This window comes from uncultured Arthrobacter sp., assembly GCF_902805515.1.
In the GTDB taxonomy this organism is placed as follows: domain Bacteria; phylum Actinomycetota; class Actinomycetes; order Actinomycetales; family Micrococcaceae; genus Arthrobacter_D.
Map to the genome: position 1 here is coordinate 41,159 of NZ_CADCTE010000016.1, position 15,648 is coordinate 56,806.

General features: G+C 68.0%; 17 protein-coding genes. 8 read left to right on the forward strand and 9 right to left on the reverse strand.

What is annotated here, in order from left to right; all coding sequences use genetic code 11:
* Positions 1-29 precede the first annotated feature (29 nt).
* The 4 genes from QZX79_RS01885 (at position 30) to QZX79_RS01900 (ending at position 3,107) form a co-directional block, all read left to right on the forward strand.
* Complete coding sequence (locus QZX79_RS01885; RefSeq protein ID WP_294563850.1) at positions 30-533, forward strand: DUF2087 domain-containing protein; 504 nt, start codon at positions 30-32, stop codon at positions 531-533.
* Positions 534-604: 71 nt separating this feature from the next.
* Entirely contained in the window at positions 605-1,324 is a 720-nt protein-coding gene (locus tag QZX79_RS01890; RefSeq protein WP_294563859.1) for a M23 family metallopeptidase, read from the forward strand.
* 74 nt (positions 1,325-1,398) lie between these two features.
* The gene (locus QZX79_RS01895) at positions 1,399-1,761 is read left to right on the forward strand and encodes a PadR family transcriptional regulator (RefSeq protein WP_294563862.1); all 363 of its coding nucleotides are present in this window, start codon (positions 1,399-1,401) and stop codon (positions 1,759-1,761) included.
* The gene (locus QZX79_RS01900) at positions 1,761-3,107 is read left to right on the forward strand and encodes a permease prefix domain 1-containing protein (protein WP_366484658.1); all 1,347 of its coding nucleotides are present in this window, start codon (positions 1,761-1,763) and stop codon (positions 3,105-3,107) included. Before QZX79_RS01895 ends, QZX79_RS01900 begins: the two co-directional genes overlap by 1 nt.
* A gap of 5 nt (positions 3,108-3,112) precedes the next feature.
* Here QZX79_RS01900 and QZX79_RS01905 read toward each other — a convergent pair whose 3' ends face one another.
* The gene (locus tag QZX79_RS01905) at positions 3,113-3,520 is read right to left on the reverse strand and encodes a four-helix bundle copper-binding protein (protein WP_294563867.1); all 408 of its coding nucleotides are present in this window, start codon (positions 3,518-3,520) and stop codon (positions 3,113-3,115) included.
* 295 nt (positions 3,521-3,815) lie between these two features.
* On the opposite strand from QZX79_RS01905, the gene QZX79_RS01910 reads away from it, so the two are divergent.
* Positions 3,816-5,129: an erythromycin esterase family protein gene (locus QZX79_RS01910; RefSeq protein WP_294563870.1), complete on the forward strand. Its 1,314-nt coding sequence runs from the start codon at positions 3,816-3,818 to the stop codon at positions 5,127-5,129.
* Between the two features lie 75 nt (positions 5,130-5,204).
* On the opposite strand, the gene QZX79_RS01915 is transcribed toward QZX79_RS01910, so the two are convergent.
* Positions 5,205-5,849 carry an NAD(P)-dependent oxidoreductase gene (locus tag QZX79_RS01915; RefSeq protein WP_294563873.1) on the reverse strand — a complete coding sequence of 215 codons (645 nt, stop codon included), beginning with the start codon at positions 5,847-5,849 and terminating at the stop codon, positions 5,205-5,207.
* A 244-nt stretch (positions 5,850-6,093) separates the two neighbouring features.
* Entirely contained in the window at positions 6,094-6,975 is an 882-nt protein-coding gene (locus tag QZX79_RS01920) for a LysR family transcriptional regulator ArgP (protein ID WP_294563875.1), read from the reverse strand.
* 68 nt (positions 6,976-7,043) lie between these two features.
* On the opposite strand from QZX79_RS01920, the gene QZX79_RS01925 reads away from it, so the two are divergent.
* On the forward strand, positions 7,044-7,646 hold the full coding sequence (locus QZX79_RS01925; RefSeq protein WP_294563878.1) for a LysE/ArgO family amino acid transporter: 603 nt from the start codon (positions 7,044-7,046) through the stop codon (positions 7,644-7,646).
* A gap of 125 nt (positions 7,647-7,771) precedes the next feature.
* Here QZX79_RS01925 and cycA read toward each other — a convergent pair whose 3' ends face one another.
* Both cycA and QZX79_RS01935 read right to left on the reverse strand, forming a co-directional pair.
* On the reverse strand, positions 7,772-9,253 hold the full coding sequence (cycA, locus tag QZX79_RS01930) for a D-serine/D-alanine/glycine transporter (protein WP_294563880.1): 1,482 nt from the start codon (positions 9,251-9,253) through the stop codon (positions 7,772-7,774).
* A 153-nt stretch (positions 9,254-9,406) separates the two neighbouring features.
* The gene (locus QZX79_RS01935; protein ID WP_294563882.1) at positions 9,407-10,849 is read right to left on the reverse strand and encodes an APC family permease; all 1,443 of its coding nucleotides are present in this window, start codon (positions 10,847-10,849) and stop codon (positions 9,407-9,409) included.
* A gap of 252 nt (positions 10,850-11,101) precedes the next feature.
* Between QZX79_RS01935 and QZX79_RS01940 the strand changes: the two genes are divergently transcribed.
* On the forward strand, positions 11,102-11,473 hold the full coding sequence (locus tag QZX79_RS01940) for a VOC family protein (protein WP_294563884.1): 372 nt from the start codon (positions 11,102-11,104) through the stop codon (positions 11,471-11,473).
* A 9-nt stretch (positions 11,474-11,482) separates the two neighbouring features.
* Here QZX79_RS01940 and QZX79_RS01945 read toward each other — a convergent pair whose 3' ends face one another.
* Positions 11,483-12,064 (reverse strand): M24 family metallopeptidase, encoded by a 582-nt coding sequence (locus QZX79_RS01945; protein WP_294563899.1) that lies wholly within the window; start codon positions 12,062-12,064, stop codon positions 11,483-11,485.
* A gap of 54 nt (positions 12,065-12,118) precedes the next feature.
* On the reverse strand, positions 12,119-12,445 hold the full coding sequence (locus QZX79_RS01950; protein ID WP_294563886.1) for a GYD domain-containing protein: 327 nt from the start codon (positions 12,443-12,445) through the stop codon (positions 12,119-12,121).
* Positions 12,446-12,627: 182 nt separating this feature from the next.
* Between QZX79_RS01950 and QZX79_RS01955 the strand changes: the two genes are divergently transcribed.
* A complete protein-coding gene (locus QZX79_RS01955) occupies positions 12,628-13,479 on the forward strand; it encodes a metal-dependent hydrolase (RefSeq protein ID WP_294563889.1) in 852 nt (283 codons plus the stop codon).
* A gap of 61 nt (positions 13,480-13,540) precedes the next feature.
* Here the strand turns inward: QZX79_RS01955 and QZX79_RS01960 are convergent, their stop codons facing one another.
* Together QZX79_RS01960 and QZX79_RS01965 are read right to left on the reverse strand one after the other, a co-directional pair.
* Entirely contained in the window at positions 13,541-14,230 is a 690-nt protein-coding gene (locus QZX79_RS01960) for a DNA alkylation repair protein (RefSeq protein WP_294563891.1), read from the reverse strand.
* A 178-nt stretch (positions 14,231-14,408) separates the two neighbouring features.
* The gene (locus QZX79_RS01965; RefSeq protein ID WP_294563894.1) at positions 14,409-15,317 is read right to left on the reverse strand and encodes a glycerophosphodiester phosphodiesterase family protein; all 909 of its coding nucleotides are present in this window, start codon (positions 15,315-15,317) and stop codon (positions 14,409-14,411) included.
* Positions 15,318-15,648: the final 331 nt, after the last annotated feature.

Genomic DNA, 15,648 nt, shown 5'->3' on the forward strand with positions numbered 1-15,648 from the left:
AAGATCACTCCAGGAACGGGTCATCCACAGTGAACAGCTGGCAACAGGTCCTGGCCGCCCTGGCCAATGAAAAAGTCCGCATTGTGTTTGCCGAACTGGTGCTTGAGGACGCTCGCCGAAGGGGCATTGCGGTGCCCGGGGCGAAGCGCACCAAGGCGCTGGACCAGCTCGCTGCCGCCGGTCTTGCGGTCCGGGAGGACGGCTGGTCCCCCAACCCCTCGATCTTCCGGGCGCTCCTCGAGGCCTCCGGAGGCACCGCACGCAGGGAGGGCATCGAGCGTTTCCTCGTGGCCGGCAGGATCGACCAGTACCCGGCGAACAAGCGCCAGCGCCACGACCTGCTGCGGTGGATCGCCGGGAAGGCGTTCACTCCCGGGGAGGAGCTGTCAGAGAGGGAGGTCAACGAGCGCCTTGAGGGGTACACCTCCGACCACGTCACGCTGCGCCGCTACCTGGTGGATGCCGAACTCCTTGAAAGGACCCGGACCGGCAGCGCCTACTCCCCCGTCACGGAGGGCTCCGGCGGGAGCTGAGACCGGCAGCCGGGAAGGTCGCGCCGGATCAGGACGGGCGTCGGCGGCACGGTGGACATAGACTGCCGTCCATGGAGCGGAATCCGCCGGGCGGCCAGGGTGAGCCGGTACTGCTCCGCCTGCCCTTTGACGGAAGGTGGCTGGCACAAAACAGTCCCGCACGGCGGGTGCCCAGCCACGGTACGGACCTGCTGGGCGGGCGGTACGCCATCGACTTCGTCGGCGTCGACTCCCGCCACCGGACTGCATTCTCCAGCGACTGGCGGACCTTCGCCGCCACCGAACCCCCCGACCGGTTCGTCGCCTGGGGCCAGCCGGTGCTCGCCCCTGCCGGTGGCGTCGTCGTCGGAGTCCACGACGGCGAACCGGACCACGCCGCCCGGCGCTCGCAGCTTGCACTCCTGCCCTATGCGCTGGGCCAGCCTGCGCGCCTGCGCCAGGGCGTGGCCCCGGTGGCGGGCAACCACGTCGTGATCCGCCTGGGGCACGCGCCGGCCTTCGTCGCCCTGGCGCATCTGCGGGCCGGATCCATCGACGTGGCCCCCGGCGAGGAGGTCTCCGCCGGTCAGCACCTCGCCGCCTGCGGGAACTCGGGCAACTCGACCCAGCCGCACCTCCACCTCCAGGTGATGGACGGCCCGGACGCCTCCACCGCCCGCGGTCTTCCGATGGCCTTCGCCCGCTTCCGGGAATGGCCCCGCGGACCGGGCTCCTCCCGGATCCGCGATGCCGGCCTGCCGCAGGAAGGCGCCGTCGTCGAGGCGCTGCCTCCGGACGGTGCTGGGGGCTAGGAGCGGCTCCCGGAACTTGTCATACCTAGCACTGCTATGGTTCGATACCCTTTACTTCTAGGTATGGAGGCGCAGTGCGCATCGACAAGGACCTGGTCGCCGCTTCGGCAACCCCACTGGTGCTGGGGATTCTGTCGGACGGCGACCTGTACGGGTACGCGATCCTGAAACGCGTGGGCGAGCTGTCCGGCGGGGGCATGCAGTGGACCGACGGGATGCTCTATCCCCTGCTGCACCGGCTGGAACGCCTCGGCTACGTCTCATCCTCATGGGGCACCTCGGAGGCCGGACGCCGCCGCAAGCACTACGCCATCACCCCCGCGGGCCGGGAGGCGTTCGCCGACCGGCAGGAGCAGTGGACGGTCGTGGCGGAGGCCCTTCGCCAGGTCTGGCACACCGCGCAACGCCCGCCCGCCGTCGTGCAGGGGTGGGCGTGATGGAGCACGCGGAACTTGAGGCCCAGATCGACAGGTGGCGCGGCTACGTCCAGCGGCGCCAGGCCATCTCCCCCGCCGACGTCGATGAGCTGGAGGACCACCTGAGGGAACAGGTTGCCGACCGGCAGGCCACCGGACTGGACGACGAGGAGGCCTTCCTGGTGGCCATCAAGCGCCTGGGAAACCTCGATGCCGTCTCCCGCGAATTCGCCCGGGAACACTCCGACCGGCTGTGGAAGCAGCTCGTCCTGATGCCCGAGGATCCGGCGGACGCCGGGGCACCGCCGTGGCGCGAACTGGCCATCGTGCTCGCGCTCGCCGTCGGCGCCGGCCTCGCCGTCAAGGCCGGCCTCACGTGGATCGAGGGTGGCGGAGTGCTGGCCCGCAACCTCGGGCTGCTCGTCCTGCCGTTCCTCACCGGATACTTCGCGTGGAAGCGGCGGCTGAACGCCCGGGTGGTGGTGGGCATCCTCGTCCCCTTCGCCGTCCTGGCCGTCGTCCTCAACGCCTACCCGTTCGCCTCCGGTGGCTCAACCGAAATGCTGGCCGTGCTCCACGCCCCGGTGGTGCTGTGGCTGCTGGCCGGAATCGCCTACGTCGGCGGCAGGTGGCGCTCGGATGGCCGGCGTATGGACTTCGCCCGGTTCACCGGCGAGCTCGTCATCTACTTCACCCTGCTGGCCCTCGGCGGGGCCGTCCTGACCGGGCTCACCTTCGCCGTCCTGCAGCTGGTTGGCGCCGACCTTGAACCGGTCCTCGAGAACTGGATTCTGCCGTTCGCCGTGCCCGGGGCGCTTGTCGTGGCGGCCTGGCTCGTTGAGGCCAAGCAGAACGTCGTGGAGAACATCGCCCCGGTCCTCACCCGGGTCTTCACCCCCCTGACAATCGCCATGCTGCTGGCGGTGCTGGCCGTGCTCGCCGCCGTCGGCGGACTCGCGGAAGTCGACCGCGGGCTGCTGATCCTCATGGATGCGATCCTCGTGCTGGTGCTCTGCCTGCTGCTCTACGCGATCTCGGCCCGTAACTCGCTGGCGCCCCCCGGCGTGTTCGACGTGCTGCAGCTGGTGCTTGTCGCCGCAGCCCTCGCCGTCGACGCCGTGATGCTGACGGCGATGCTGACGCGCATTGCGGAGTTCGGCTTCAGTCCCAATAAGATCGCGGCGCTCGGGCTGAACCTGCTGCTGCTGATCCAGCTTGCCCGGACCGGGTGGCTGACGGTCGGATTCCTGCGCGGACGCCGCCCGTTCACCGCCCTGGAGCGCTGGCAGACCCGATATCTGCCGGTGTATGCGCTGTGGGCGGCCGTCGTGGTCCTGGCCTTCCCGCCCATCTTCGGCTTCGCCTGAGCGGGTCAGCCAAGGGCTGCGGCCAGTTCCCGGCAGGCGTTCTCGCACCGTCGGCAGGCCTCGGCGCAGATCCTGCAGTGTTCGTGCATCGAGGCGTGGGTTTCGCATTCGTCGGCGCACGTGCGGCAGGCCGCCTCGCAGGCGGCCAGTACCGCCCGGGTGAGGTTGGCGTCGTAGGCGGTGTGGCGGGACAGCACCTTGCCGGTGGCTGCACAGATATCGGCGCAGTCGAGGTCCGTGCGGATGCACTTGGTGAGGTGCGCCACGGAGTCCTCGCTCAGGCACGCGTCGGCACACGCGGTACAGGTCTGGGCGCATTCGAAGCACGCAGTGATGCATTCGATGAGCCGGTCCCGGTCGATACCTCCCAGGTCCTTGGGGTACGTCTCAAGCATTGCGGCAATGGTGCTCATGGGTCTGCTCCTTCTGCGGAAGTCCGGGGTGTGGCCGGCGGATCCGGCCGCCCGTGGCCACCACGGTAGCCATCGGCGCCCTGCGCTGCCAGCAGATTTCGGAAACTGCGTGCGCGGGCAGGTGGTCGGATTCCTGTGCTCCGCATCGCGTAGTTGGGGGCCCTCGGGTTAGGCCCTCTCCAGCCGGTGTGCAAGGGAAAAACAAGGGCACACGTGGTGGGCGCGAGGGCTAGGGTCGGTAGCGTCGGAGCCCCGGGCACACCCTTGAAGAGCCCTTACCGGGAAGGTGAGATCCATGGATGAAGAGGCAGCATCGATCCGGGCAGCGGCGCGGCCGCTGTCCTCGGAGACCGACCTTGACCCGCTGCTGGAGCGCATCGGCGATGCCCGGTACGTCCTTATTGGTGAAGCGTCGCACGGCACCCACGAGTTTTATGCCTGGCGGGCGGCGCTCTCCCGGCGCCTGATCGAGGAAAAGGGATTCTCCTTCGTCGCAGTGGAGGGCGACTGGCCGGACTGTTACGCCGTCCAGCGCTCTGTGACCTGCGCGCAGGAGGCGCCGGAGGATCCGCGTGAGGCCCTGAGGGGCTTCGACCGCTGGCCGACCTGGATGTGGGCCAATGACGAGGTGGCGGACTTCGCCCGGTGGCTGCGGAATGGAAATGCCGCCCGTGAGCCGGACCGGCGGGTCGGTTTCTACGGTCTCGATGTCTACAGCCTGTGGGAGTCGCTTCGGGCGGCCCTTGAATACCTTGAGGAGCACCACCCGCAGCACGTCGGGGCCGCACATGAGGCCTTCCGCTGCCTTGAGCCCTACGCCGAAGATCCCCAGTCCTATGCCCGCGCCGCGCAATGGGTTCCCGATGGGTGCGAGCCCGAGGTCCTGAGACTGCTGGCTGAACTCCGTTCCTCCATCGCCGACGACGGCGGAGGCGACCGGTCCAGCCGCTTCAATGCCGAACAGAACGCCCGGTCCGCAGCGGGGGCGGAGGCCTACTACCGGGTGATGGTGAAGGGCGGACCCGATTCCTGGAACGTGCGGGACCGGCACATGGTGGAGACGCTCGAGGAACTGATGAAGCATCACGGCCCCGATGCCAGGGCCATCGTGTGGGAGCACAACACCCACATCGGTGATGCCCGCTGGACGGACATGGCCGACGCAGGCATGGTCAACGTCGGCCAGCTGGTCCGCGAGGCCCATGCCCCGGAGGACGTGGTGCTCGTCGGTTTCGGCACCCACTCCGGACACGTGCTCGCCGCCTCACGGTGGGGCGCACCCGTCCGATCAATGACTCTGCCGGCGGCGCGGAAGGGAAGCGTCGAACGCCTCCTCCACAATGTCCTGGGGGCAGGCAGTTCGGCCCTTTTCGTTTTCGATGGCGGGGAAGCCGAATGGGCCGCGGACTTCAGGGGCCACCGAGCCATCGGTGTGGTCTACCACCCCCATGCGGAGCGGTGGGGAAACTACGTGCCGACCGTGCTCAACCGACGGTATGACGCCTTCCTGTGGCTCGATGAGACGACGGCGCTGGCACCGCTGCAGGAACCCTCCAAGACGGGAGCGGACCGCTCCGGCGAGTTGGAAACCTGGCCCAGCGGCACCTAGTCGATACCGCCTGACGGGGTGGTCCTGGGGCGGTCCGGCTGGCCCGGGCGGCGCCCGCCCCGGGGGGCCGCCGGATCAGTGGGCGGCGTGGAAGCGGCGGCGGCGGTACCGGGGCTCCTCGATCTCGTCGAGGACCGCCAGGGCGAGGTCGGCCGCGGAGATTGTCGATTTCCCCTCCGCGTCGGCGAGCAGGACGTCGTCACTGAGACGGTAGCTGCCCTTTTCCTCCGCGGGGGCCCAGGCGCCGAAGCTCACCGGAGGACTGACGTAGAACCAGTCGACGTTTTCCGGCGAATTCTTGAGCATCTCAAGGAGCGCGATGCCGGTCTCCACCTCCAGGCGCACGGGCTCGGGCACCGTGCTGACGTCGTAGAGCCGGGGCCCCTCCGGTGCGACAAGGAGCGAGGAAGCGCCTCCCATGACGCCGAGGCGGATCCCGGTTCCGGCGGTCAGTGCGATCAGGCCCTCCACCAGACCTTCCTCCTGGCCCGCCATCTCTCCGCGGGGGGCCACGCTCTCGAAGACGACATCACTTCCGGCCACGACCGTTTCGAGGAAATCCGGGTTAAGCACCGATCCAGGAGTATAAGTGACCCCCGGAAGCGGGTCCGCCGGCCGGTTCCGGCTCACTACGACGACGTCGTGGCCGCGCCGCTGCGCCTCCCCGGCGACGGCGCTTCCTGTATAGCCGGTTCCCCCAAGTACGGTGATGCGCGCCATCTGCTGCTCCCTCTCGTCTGTTGTCCGGGCTCCGGTGGTCCGGGCCTCGGTGGTCCAGGTCGTCCCGGCTGCGTGGCCCAGCCTGCCTGCACCAGCTTTCGGTGTCCAGACTTTGTGGTCTCCGATCCATCCTCCGCCGCCCCCCGGGAGATCCCAAGCACCGCCCGCACCACGGCGCACTGCGGGTGCGTGCTCGCACAAGCGGGTGGACGCAGGAATCTTCAGCCCTCCCCGGCCGTCCCCCTTAGCGGAGGACCGCTGCCGCGCCGCGGATGGCCGCAGCCACCTCATCGAGCGCCGCCGAGCCGTGACGCCACTGCTGCCAATGCAGGGGAACGTCGACGAATGCCCCGCCGTCGAAGGCGGCAAGGGCCCGCCGGCGGGGATCGCGGGCCAGCTCCAGTTCCGGAAGCAGCCCCCACCCCATGCCCAGGGCGATGGCCTCCCCGAATTCATGGGCAGCCGGAATGTAGTGGCGGGGCGTGCTCCCGGGCTGAATGCCCCGGCCCCGCAGGTACTGGTCCTGCAGATCGTCCTTCCGGTCGAAGACGACCACCGGGGCGCGGGTGAGTGCCCCGGAAGTCACTCCGTCCGCGAACCACTCCTGCCGGAACTCCGCGGTGCACACCGGGAGGTAGCGCATCACGCCCAGCGGCCGGGCGGAGCAGCCTTGGATCGGGACGCCGGTGGAGGTGATGGCGGCAGCGGCTGCACCGTTGCGCAGCAGCTCGAGCGAGTGTTCCTGGTCCTCCCGGAGCACCTCAAGCTGCAGGGTCCGGGCCAGTGGCGCCAGGGCAGGCAGAGCCCAGGTGTTGAGGGAATCGGCGTTGATGACGATCGTGAGCCCGCGGCCCGTGGCCGTGTCGTCTGATCCCAGCTCGGTGAGGACATCGGCGGAGAGCAGTTCGAGCTGCCGGGCAAAGCGCACCACGGCCTGGCCGGCGTCGGTCAGTTCGACGGGACGGGTCCGCCGGAGCACCGGCCGCCCGATGGCGGTTTCGAGGGCCCGGATGCGCTGACTCACCGCAGACGCCGTCACGGACAGGGCGGCCGCGGCCCCCTCGAAGCTGCCGGTCGAGATAATGGCGGCCAGCGTGCGCGCCTGATGCGGGTCGATTTCCTTCATTAGCTCTTCTTATCATCCTTTAGAAAGATGAGCTGTTCTAATCTTCGAGCGGTGCCTACCGTAGAAGGGTGATCCTTCCTGTTGCGGCCGGCCTGACCGCCGGCCTGTCCCTCATCATTGCCATCGGCGCCCAGAACGCCTTCGTCCTGCGGCAGGGGCTCCAACGCTCCCATGTCGCGCTGGTGGTCGCCGTCTGCGCCCTGTCGGATCTGGTCCTCATCGTGCTGGGCGTGGGCGGGCTCGGCGTGGCCATCGAGCGGGCCCCGCTGCTTCTCGAGGTCGTCCGGTGGGCCGGTGCGGCATTCCTGCTTGGCTACGCGGTCCTTGCCGCCGTCCGGGCCATCCGCGGGGAGCATCTCGACGTCGCCGGCGCGCAGGAGAAACGCACCTGGAAGGCCGCCCTGGGAACGTGCCTGGCGCTCACCTGGCTTAACCCGCACGTCTATCTGGATACGGTGCTTCTTCTCGGGTCGTTGGCGAGCTCCCACGGCGCCGACGGACGGTGGTGGTTCGCCGCGGGTGCGGGCCTGGGCAGCATCGTGTGGTTCTCGGCCCTCGGCGTGGGCGCCCGGTTCCTCGCACCCGTCTTCCGCCGCCGCAGCGCCTGGCGCGTCCTGGACGGGGCGATCGCCGTTCTCATGGCGGCGCTGGCGGTGTTCCTCGTCGTCTAGGCCCGTTCGGGGTTCAACAGTGGCACCCCGCCGGCTGCCGGAAACGACGAAGGACCGCCCCAGAGCCGGAGCGGTCCTTCGTGTGCGCGGTGCCTTGCCGGTGACCGGCGCGGGCGCCTGGGGGCCTAGCGGGAGAGGCCTTCGAGCTCGGCGGCCCGTACTGCCTTGTGCTCCTCGATCCGTGCCTGCTGCACCGGGGTCTGCCGGTTGAAGTACCAGGCGACACCGAGGATCAGGAACCAGACGGGCGCGACGACGAGGGCCAGCCGCGTGTCGGCCGCCTGGGCCAGGGCGACGAGCATGAAGCCGAAGAATGCCAGCACCACGTAGGGCATGAACGCCGATCCGGGCATCTTGAAGGCCGATGCTTCGTGCAGCGCGGCGCGGCGGCGGCGGAACACGATGTAGCTGATGAGGATCATCGACCAGACAAACATGGTCAGCACCGAGGCCACCGAGGTGACGACGGTGAACGCCTCAATCACCGAATCGCCTGAGTAGAGCAGGACGAGTCCGGCCAGGAGGAAGATGCAGGAGAACAGCAGCGCGTTCTGCGGGACCTTGCGCGGGCTGAGCCGGCCGAAGGCCTTCGGCGCGTTGCCGTCCTGGGCGAGCCCGTAGACCATGCGCGACGTGGAGTAGATTCCGGAGTTGGCGCTGGAGGCGGCGGAGGTCAGGACCACGAGGTTGATCACCACTGCCGCAATGCCGAGGCCGGCGAGGGAGAACATGCCGATGAACGGGCTGGTGGCCGGGTCGATGTTGCGCCACGGGTTGACGGCCATGATGACCACGAGCGCTCCCACGTAGAACAGGAGCACGCGGACCGGAATGGAGTTGATCGCCCGGGGCAGGTTCTTCTCTGGGTTCTTCGTTTCGGCGGCCGCGGTGCCGACGAGTTCAATGCCCGCGAAGGCGAAGATGGCGATCTGGAAACCGAGGACGAAGCCGAAGATCCCGTGCGGGAACATGCCGCCGTCGTTCCAGATGTTGGCCAGGCTGGCCTCCTGGCCGCTGGGCGAGGTGAAGTTGGTGAGGATCATGATTGCACCGGTGACGATGAGTGCCACGATCGCGACGACCTTGATGATGGCGAACCAGAATTCCGCCTCGCCGAAGGCCTTCACCGTCGGAAGGTTCAGGAGCACCAGGACCACCGGGGTGATCAGTGCGGGAATCCACAGCGGCGTTCCGGGGGCAAGCACATCGACGTAGCTGGCGATTGCCACAATGTCGGCGACGCCGGTGACCACCCAGAAGAACCAGTAGGACCAGCCGGTGAAGAACCCGGCCCAGGGGCCGAGCAGGTCGCCGGCGAAGTCGCTGAAGGACTTGTAGCTGAGGTTGGACAGCAGGATCTCGCCCATGGCGCGCATGACGAAGAACAGCATGAAGCCGATGATCATGTAGACGAAGATGATCGAGGGACCGGCGAGGGAGATGGTCTTTCCTGATCCCATGAAGAGACCGGTGCCGATCGCCCCGCCGATGGCGAGCAGCTGGATGTGGCGGTTGCTCAGGGCCCGCGAGAGGTGGGGTTGGTTGCTGCTTGAGCCTGCGGTGGCAGGCGCGGATACGGGCGCAGCGTTGGCTGTGGGTTCGGGCATGGAGAGGTTTCCTTCAGCAGGCGGGTGGTGCCGGGCACTCGCCGCCTGCGCGATTTGTGACGAACATGACAGACCTAAAACCCTGCATTCTGTCCGATCGAGAGTCAAATCAGACGCTTGCCGGGTCTACGGTCTGCAGGTCCGTGCGGAAGGTTACTCCTGCCGGTCCACGGCGGCGTTCGTCCTCTTGTTGACGAACCAGGTGATAGCCCACAGCACCACGCCGATCGCCAGCAATCCGCCGGCGATCTGGTACTGGATCACGTCACGGCCGACCCAGGGTCCGGCGAGGAAGGCACACAGCACTGCAGCAATCAGAGGCAGCGGGCCCGGCGAGGTGAAGAACACCTTGCGGTTGGGGTCCCGCTTGCGCCGCAGGATCACGCAGGCCACGTTCACGACGGTGAAGACGCACAGCAGCAGGAACGCGGTGGTTCCGGAGAGGTTCGCGACGACGTTGCTGTCCGGGTCGCTGGTGACGTACAGGATCAGCCCCAGGGCGAGAACCGTGGAGAACAAGATGCCGGCCCACGGGGTGCGGCGTCCCGGGAGCACCTTGCCCAGGGGCCGCGGCAGGACGTTCTGGCGGGCCATGCCGTAGATGAGCCGGCTGGCCATCAGCATATTGATCAGGGCGGTGTTCGCCACGGCGAAGACGGCAAGGAACGGGAAGATGTTGTCGATCGGGAAGTCCGGGGAGCCTTTCTCCACCACCTCGAGAAGCGCGGCGCCTTCGGCCTCCCGGATCCCCTCGAGCTCCGTGGGGGTAAGCACCGTCACGACGGAGACCGCCACCAGCATGTAGAGGATCACCGCGATGCCCAGGCCGGTCAGCATGGTCCGCGGGAAGATCCGCTCCGGATTCTTGACCTCCTCGACCATGTTCACCGAATCCTCGAAGCCGACCATCGCGAAGAAGGCGATGGAGGTGGCTGCCGTGACCGCAAGGAACAGGCCCTTGTCCTCGTAGTCATTGAAAACGGTGATCTGTTCGAGGTTCCCTCCGCCCTGGGCGATGACGAAGAAGCCGACCCCGATCACGATGCACAGGGCGGTCATCTCCACCACGGTGAGCACCACATTGAACTTGACGCTCTCCCCCACCCCGCGCAGGTTGATCAGCGCGAGCAGCAGCATGAAGCCGATGGCGACCGCCGTGATGACGCCTTGACCCGGCACGTCCATCCACCCGTTGATCTCGAGCCCGCCAAAGAAGTTCTGGGCGAGGACGTTCGCGGAGGTCGAGGCGCTGGTGATGCCGGAACAGACGACGGCGAAAGCGACGAGGAAGGTGATGAAATGGATCCCGAATGCCTTGTGGCAGTAGAGCGCCGCCCCCGCCGCCTGGGGGTACTGCGTGACCAGCTCGAGGTAGGAGAACGCGGTCATCGTCGCGACGACGAAGGCCAGGAGGAACGGGAGCCACACGATGCCGCCGACCGTCCCGGCCATGGTGCCGGTCACGGCATAGACGCCGGCACCCAGAATGTCCCCGACGATGAACAGGAGCAGGAGTTTTGGCCCGAGGACCCGCTTAAGCGCCGGTTCCTCCCCCTCGCGGGCCGGCTCGGTTACTGGTTCAGAAGTCGTGCTCATGGTGACCTCCCTAGCGGGTGCGCGGTTCCGACACCGTCCAGCGGCCGGACTCCGGCTTGAATATGGGACCTACTTCACTCCCTTGGCGGCTCCTTGGCAACAAGCAACGGCCAGAATTTTGGCGGACGCCGTCCCCGTGCGGGCCGCGGTGGTCCGAAGGCTGCGCGGTATCCCCTGTTGCACGGGCGCGCACAGTGCCATTCTGGGGCTACCGGCCGCGGTGCAGCGGCCCAGATGAGGAGGAGATGAACCATGTTCGCTGATACCAAGGCCTTCAGCGGCCTGGCGGTCCGCAGCCTTGAGGATGCCAGGCGGTTCTACGGTGACACCCTCGGGCTCAGGACGTCGGAGGAGAACGGCCTGATGTGGCTTCACCTCGCCGGAGGACGGGACACCCTCGTGTACGAGCAACCCGACTCGACTCCGGCGAGCTACACGGTCCTGAATTTTGAAGTGGACGACATCGACGCCGCCGTCGGCGCCCTCACCGAACGGGGTGTGCGCTTCGAACGTTACGACGGCATGACCCAGGACGACGCCGGTGTCATGCGGGAGGGCGGCCCCTTCATCGCCTGGTTCAAGGACCCGTCGGGAAACGTGCTGTCGGTGCTGCAGGAGCGGTAGCTCTGCGTCTCAGGCTGCCTGCCCACCGGTGGCTCGGTTCCGGGTGAGCACGATGGGCTGGTCGCTGGTGACGGCGATCGTGTGCTCCGAGTGGGCGCCGCGGCTTCCATCGGCGCTGCGCAGCGTCCACCCATCGGGGTCGACGCGGAGCCTGTCCGTTCCGCGCATGAACCAGGGTTCGATGGCCAGCACCAGGCCCGGCTTGAGCGGGAAGCCCCGGCCAGGCCGGCCCGCGTTGGGGATGTGCGGGTCGCCGTGCATCGTCCGTCCGACACCGTGCCCGCCGAACTCAAGATTGACCGTCAGGCCCGCCTCCCGCGCGATGCTCCCGATCGCGTAGGAGATGTCCCCGGTCTTATTACCGGGGACGGCGGCGGCGATCCCGGCCTCCAGCGCGCGCTCGGTGACCTCGATCAGCTCAAGGTCACCGGCGTCGGCCGTGCCGACCACCATGCTGACGGCGGAGTCAGCGACCCACCCGTTTGCGTTGGCCGCGAAGTCGAGGCTCAGCAGGTCCCCGTCCCGGAAGAGACGAATTCCCCGGCGGCGGCCATTTCGGCGGTTTCCTGGTCCGTGTGCAGTTCGATCAATGCGTCGCTGGCCCTTCACTTCCGGGCGTGCGTTCCAGAGGGCGTTCCCAGGAGTTCAGGCGCCGGGCGGGCGGTATCGGACCTCGCCGGCCCTGCGCAGGGCGGTGAGGGTTTCGTCGACCGTCAGAAGCACTGTCGTGTCCAGTGAACTGAGGGCGCCGCCTCCGCTGAGGGCCATGGCAACCGCTGCCATCGACACATTGTCCGGTGCCTCCCAGAGGGTGTAGCCGTCGTGCGATCCGAAGGCGTACCAGAAGCCGTGGAGGCTTCCTCCAACCGATTCGATGTAGGTCCGGGCGGCCTCCCGCCGGTCCTCCGGGTTGCCGATGAGCCGGGCCCAGGATTCGGGGGTGTAGTTGAATTTCGACAGATAGAGCGGCATCCTCGGTTCCTCCCGTGTGCTGCTGGCGGCCGCGGTTCCCTCAAGAATGCCAGCCCGCTCTTCGACCGGCAATGGCCATGCCGGGCACAATGACAGTGGCAGCGGCAACGATGGTGAGGCTCAATCGCCCGGCCCGCAGATCTGCGGCACGGCGAAGTTTCTCCAGAAAGGGACCGCTCACCATGATGGGAGCCCACCACGCAGCCTGCGGCGCAGCCGCCTGGGTCGCTGTCACCACCCGGATCGAGGTGGCCGGGCCGCTTCCGGTTCCGCCCGGATCCCTCAGCCTCGGGTTCGGCCTGTTCGACGTCAGCCCCATCGGCGTCGTGACGGGCGCCCTGGTGACCGCCGGGGCCGCACTGCTCCCGGACGCGGACCACCGCAGCGCGACGATCGCCAACTCACTGCCCCCGGTGTCGAACTTCGTCTGCACCGGCATCGGGAGGATCGCCGGCGGGCACCGCCGCGGCACCCACTCCCTGCTCGGCGTCCTGGCTTTCGTGGGCGTGGCCTTGCTGGCAGGCATGTGGACCGCGGAAACCGCAGCGTATGGGACCGTCTATCCCGGAGCGGGCGTGCTGACCGTCCTGCTTGTCTCCTTCGCCGCCAAGGCGCTGAAGATCATCCCGGATACCATGCGCAAGTTCCCCTGGGCGGTGGGCCTGGCCGCCGGTGCCTTCGTCACCGCCTTCGCACCCGAGGAGCAGTTCTGGTTTCCGATCGCCGTCGGGCTCGGCGTCGTCGTGCACATCGTCGGCGACATGATGACGACAGGGGGCTGCAACCTCCTCTACCCGCTTCGGATTCGACCGCCGCGGGTCGTGGCGTCACTGCCGGTGGTGGGCTGGATGTGGAAGCGGAACGGCCATTTCGCCGTGCCCATCCTGGGCAACGCGGGATCCCTTCGGGAGTGGTGCCTGCTGGTGCCGGTCTCGCTGTATGCGGTGGGCGGTATCGGGGCATCGCTGCTCAGGATCGATAACCCGGAGCTGCAGGCCCTGGGCGTGCTGGGCGCATCGGGCTGGGGCGGGTAGGAGCCGGGTTGGCGCGGCCTTCCCGGGCGGACGCGCTGCTTCCCGAAGGGCGCCTGCCGCGTCAGCGGGAGCGGAGGTAGGAGCCGCGGGTTGGTGTATCGAGCTTCTCGATGGCCGCCCGGACTCCTGAGCGCGACATCGAGTCCGCGTACCGGTCGAGGTGGGCCAGCAGCCTTGTCCGGTCGATGTCTCCGACATAACGGAGCATCCAGCCGACCCCCTTCTGCACGAGCTCTTCGGGATCTCCGGCGAGCGCTGCAGCGATCCTCAGGGTGTCATCAACTTCCTTCCGCTTCAAGAACGCGGCAGTCGCGACGATGGCGCTGCGCCGTTCGGGCCAGAAGACGGATTCGGCCAGCCGGTCGAGCGGAGTCCGGGGCTTGTCGAGAAGCCACGTGCCGAGCACCTGGTGGGCGGCCAGGTCCACAAGGTCCCAGGTGTCGATGCGGTCGTGCCGCCGCAGATACAGCTCATACAACTCAAGGTGGCGCCCGGGCCGGATCTTCCTGGCCGTGGCCGCCTTACCCATGATCGAGCAGGCGCCCACGCGCACTTCGTGGGTGGGGCTCTCGAGCAGTGCCTCGAGCTCGTCCGCGGACAGGTCAAGGGCGGTCTTGGCCAGGTTGAAGACGTCTCCCATCCTCACGCCGATGAAGGAGTCGTCCCCGGGGAAGAACCGTTCATATTTGGCCCGCTGGTCCTCGGTGGCGAGCGCACGGAGTGCGCCTTCGAAGTCGGCAGCAGTCCTCATTGATGATGCCTCCTCAATCCGGCGTCTTCCCCGGATGATAGTCTCCCGGACCGCGGTGGTGAAGGCAGCACCCGCCGGGTCGGTCAGGCAGCACAGCGGCACATCCGGTGGAGGAACCACCGGTACGGGGCGGTCGGATCCCCGTACCGGTGGCCGCCGCCTATCGGGGGCCGGCCGCCTATCGGGTGGCCGCGGCGTCCGCCTTCAGCAGGTCACTGAGCAGGGCCGGCTTGTTCGTGATGATGCCGTCGACCCCGAGGGCAGTCAGGGCGCGCATGCGCTGCGGGTCATCGACGGTGTACGGCCAGGTTTCCATCCCGTACTGGTGGACCAGGTCCACGAACCCGCTGGTGACCCGGGTGTGGCTGGGGTTGATCTGATCGGCCCACGTGGACAGCTCAGCGTATTCGGCCGGTGCGGGCGGACCACCCAGCAGCCCGGCCGGGACCTCGGGCGCAAGGGCATTGAACTCCCTCATGAAGTCCCAGTTGAATGACTGGACGACCAGGCGTCCGGCCCGCGCGTCGGCGTTCAGCCACCCCTCCGAGTCCAGCTCGGCTGCGATGTCGGCGCCGATGCCCGGGTAGAGCTCGGGACTCTTGACCTCGAGCAGCAACCCCGCCCTGCCGTGCAGGGTATCGAGGACCTGCTGGAGGGTCGGAACCTGGGTCCCTGCGAACCCCGGACCGAACCAGGACCCCGCATCGAGCGTCGAAATTTCCGCATAGGTGAAGTCAGCGACGCGGTAGGGAGCCCGGCCGGCGAATTTGGTTTCCACGTCCGTGGTGCGGCCGAGCGTGGTGTCGTGGATGACGACGAGTTCGCCGTCAAGGGTGCGCTGGACATCGATCTCGACGAAGTCGGCCTTCACCGCCGCCCCGAGGTCGACGGCGGGAAGCGTGTTCTCCGGGGCGTCCGCTGAGGCCCCGCGGTGGGCGATCACGGTGGTCCTGCCCTCCTTGGCGGGTTCGGCGGCGGCTCCGCTGACACCTGCGGCGAGGGTCGCCAGGGTCATCACGCCGGTGAGGAGGGCCCGAAGGGGTTCCTTCCGCCGGGGTGTGCTTACTTTTGCGGTGGAATGCGTCACAGGCAATCTCCTTGGTCGACAAGCCGGTTCTCGTGGTCATCAGCCGTAACAGCTGACCCACGGGACTCTTCCGGCTCCAGGTGGCCGGCCGGAGACGGGCGCCCAACGTGTAAGTGAATCCGGGTGGACAAGGGAGATCCGGTGGACAACGAGGGCCATGGCGACGAAGGACCCGGGTCACATAAAGACGACGGTGAATAAGGACCGGGTGATTAAGTACGGGGTGAATGAAGACGACGATGTTGCCATCCCCCGGCCTCCCGCCCTCCCGGCCCAGCCGGGCTCCTGTGCCGGGCCGGGCTCCTGTGCCGGGCCGGCCGCGACGGTTTCG

Coding starts and splice junctions, on each gene's coding strand:
- QZX79_RS01890 (WP_294563859.1), top strand. CDS start 605: ATGGAGCGGAATCCGCCGGGCGGCCAGGGTGAGCCGGTACTGCTCCGC.
- QZX79_RS01900 (WP_366484658.1), top strand. CDS start 1,761: ATGGAGCACGCGGAACTTGAGGCCCAGATCGACAGGTGGCGCGGCTAC.
- QZX79_RS01905 (WP_294563867.1), bottom strand. CDS start 3,520: ATGAGCACCATTGCCGCAATGCTTGAGACGTACCCCAAGGACCTGGGA.
- QZX79_RS01910 (WP_294563870.1), top strand. CDS start 3,816: ATGGATGAAGAGGCAGCATCGATCCGGGCAGCGGCGCGGCCGCTGTCC.
- QZX79_RS01915 (WP_294563873.1), bottom strand. CDS start 5,849: ATGGCGCGCATCACCGTACTTGGGGGAACCGGCTATACAGGAAGCGCC.
- QZX79_RS01920 (WP_294563875.1), bottom strand. CDS start 6,975: ATGAAGGAAATCGACCCGCATCAGGCGCGCACGCTGGCCGCCATTATC.
- cycA (WP_294563880.1), bottom strand. CDS start 9,253: ATGCCCGAACCCACAGCCAACGCTGCGCCCGTATCCGCGCCTGCCACC.
- QZX79_RS01935 (WP_294563882.1), bottom strand. CDS start 10,849: ATGAGCACGACTTCTGAACCAGTAACCGAGCCGGCCCGCGAGGGGGAG.
- QZX79_RS01940 (WP_294563884.1), top strand. CDS start 11,102: ATGTTCGCTGATACCAAGGCCTTCAGCGGCCTGGCGGTCCGCAGCCTT.
- QZX79_RS01950 (WP_294563886.1), bottom strand. CDS start 12,445: ATGCCGCTCTATCTGTCGAAATTCAACTACACCCCCGAATCCTGGGCC.
- QZX79_RS01955 (WP_294563889.1), top strand. CDS start 12,628: ATGATGGGAGCCCACCACGCAGCCTGCGGCGCAGCCGCCTGGGTCGCT.
- QZX79_RS01960 (WP_294563891.1), bottom strand. CDS start 14,230: ATGAGGACTGCTGCCGACTTCGAAGGCGCACTCCGTGCGCTCGCCACC.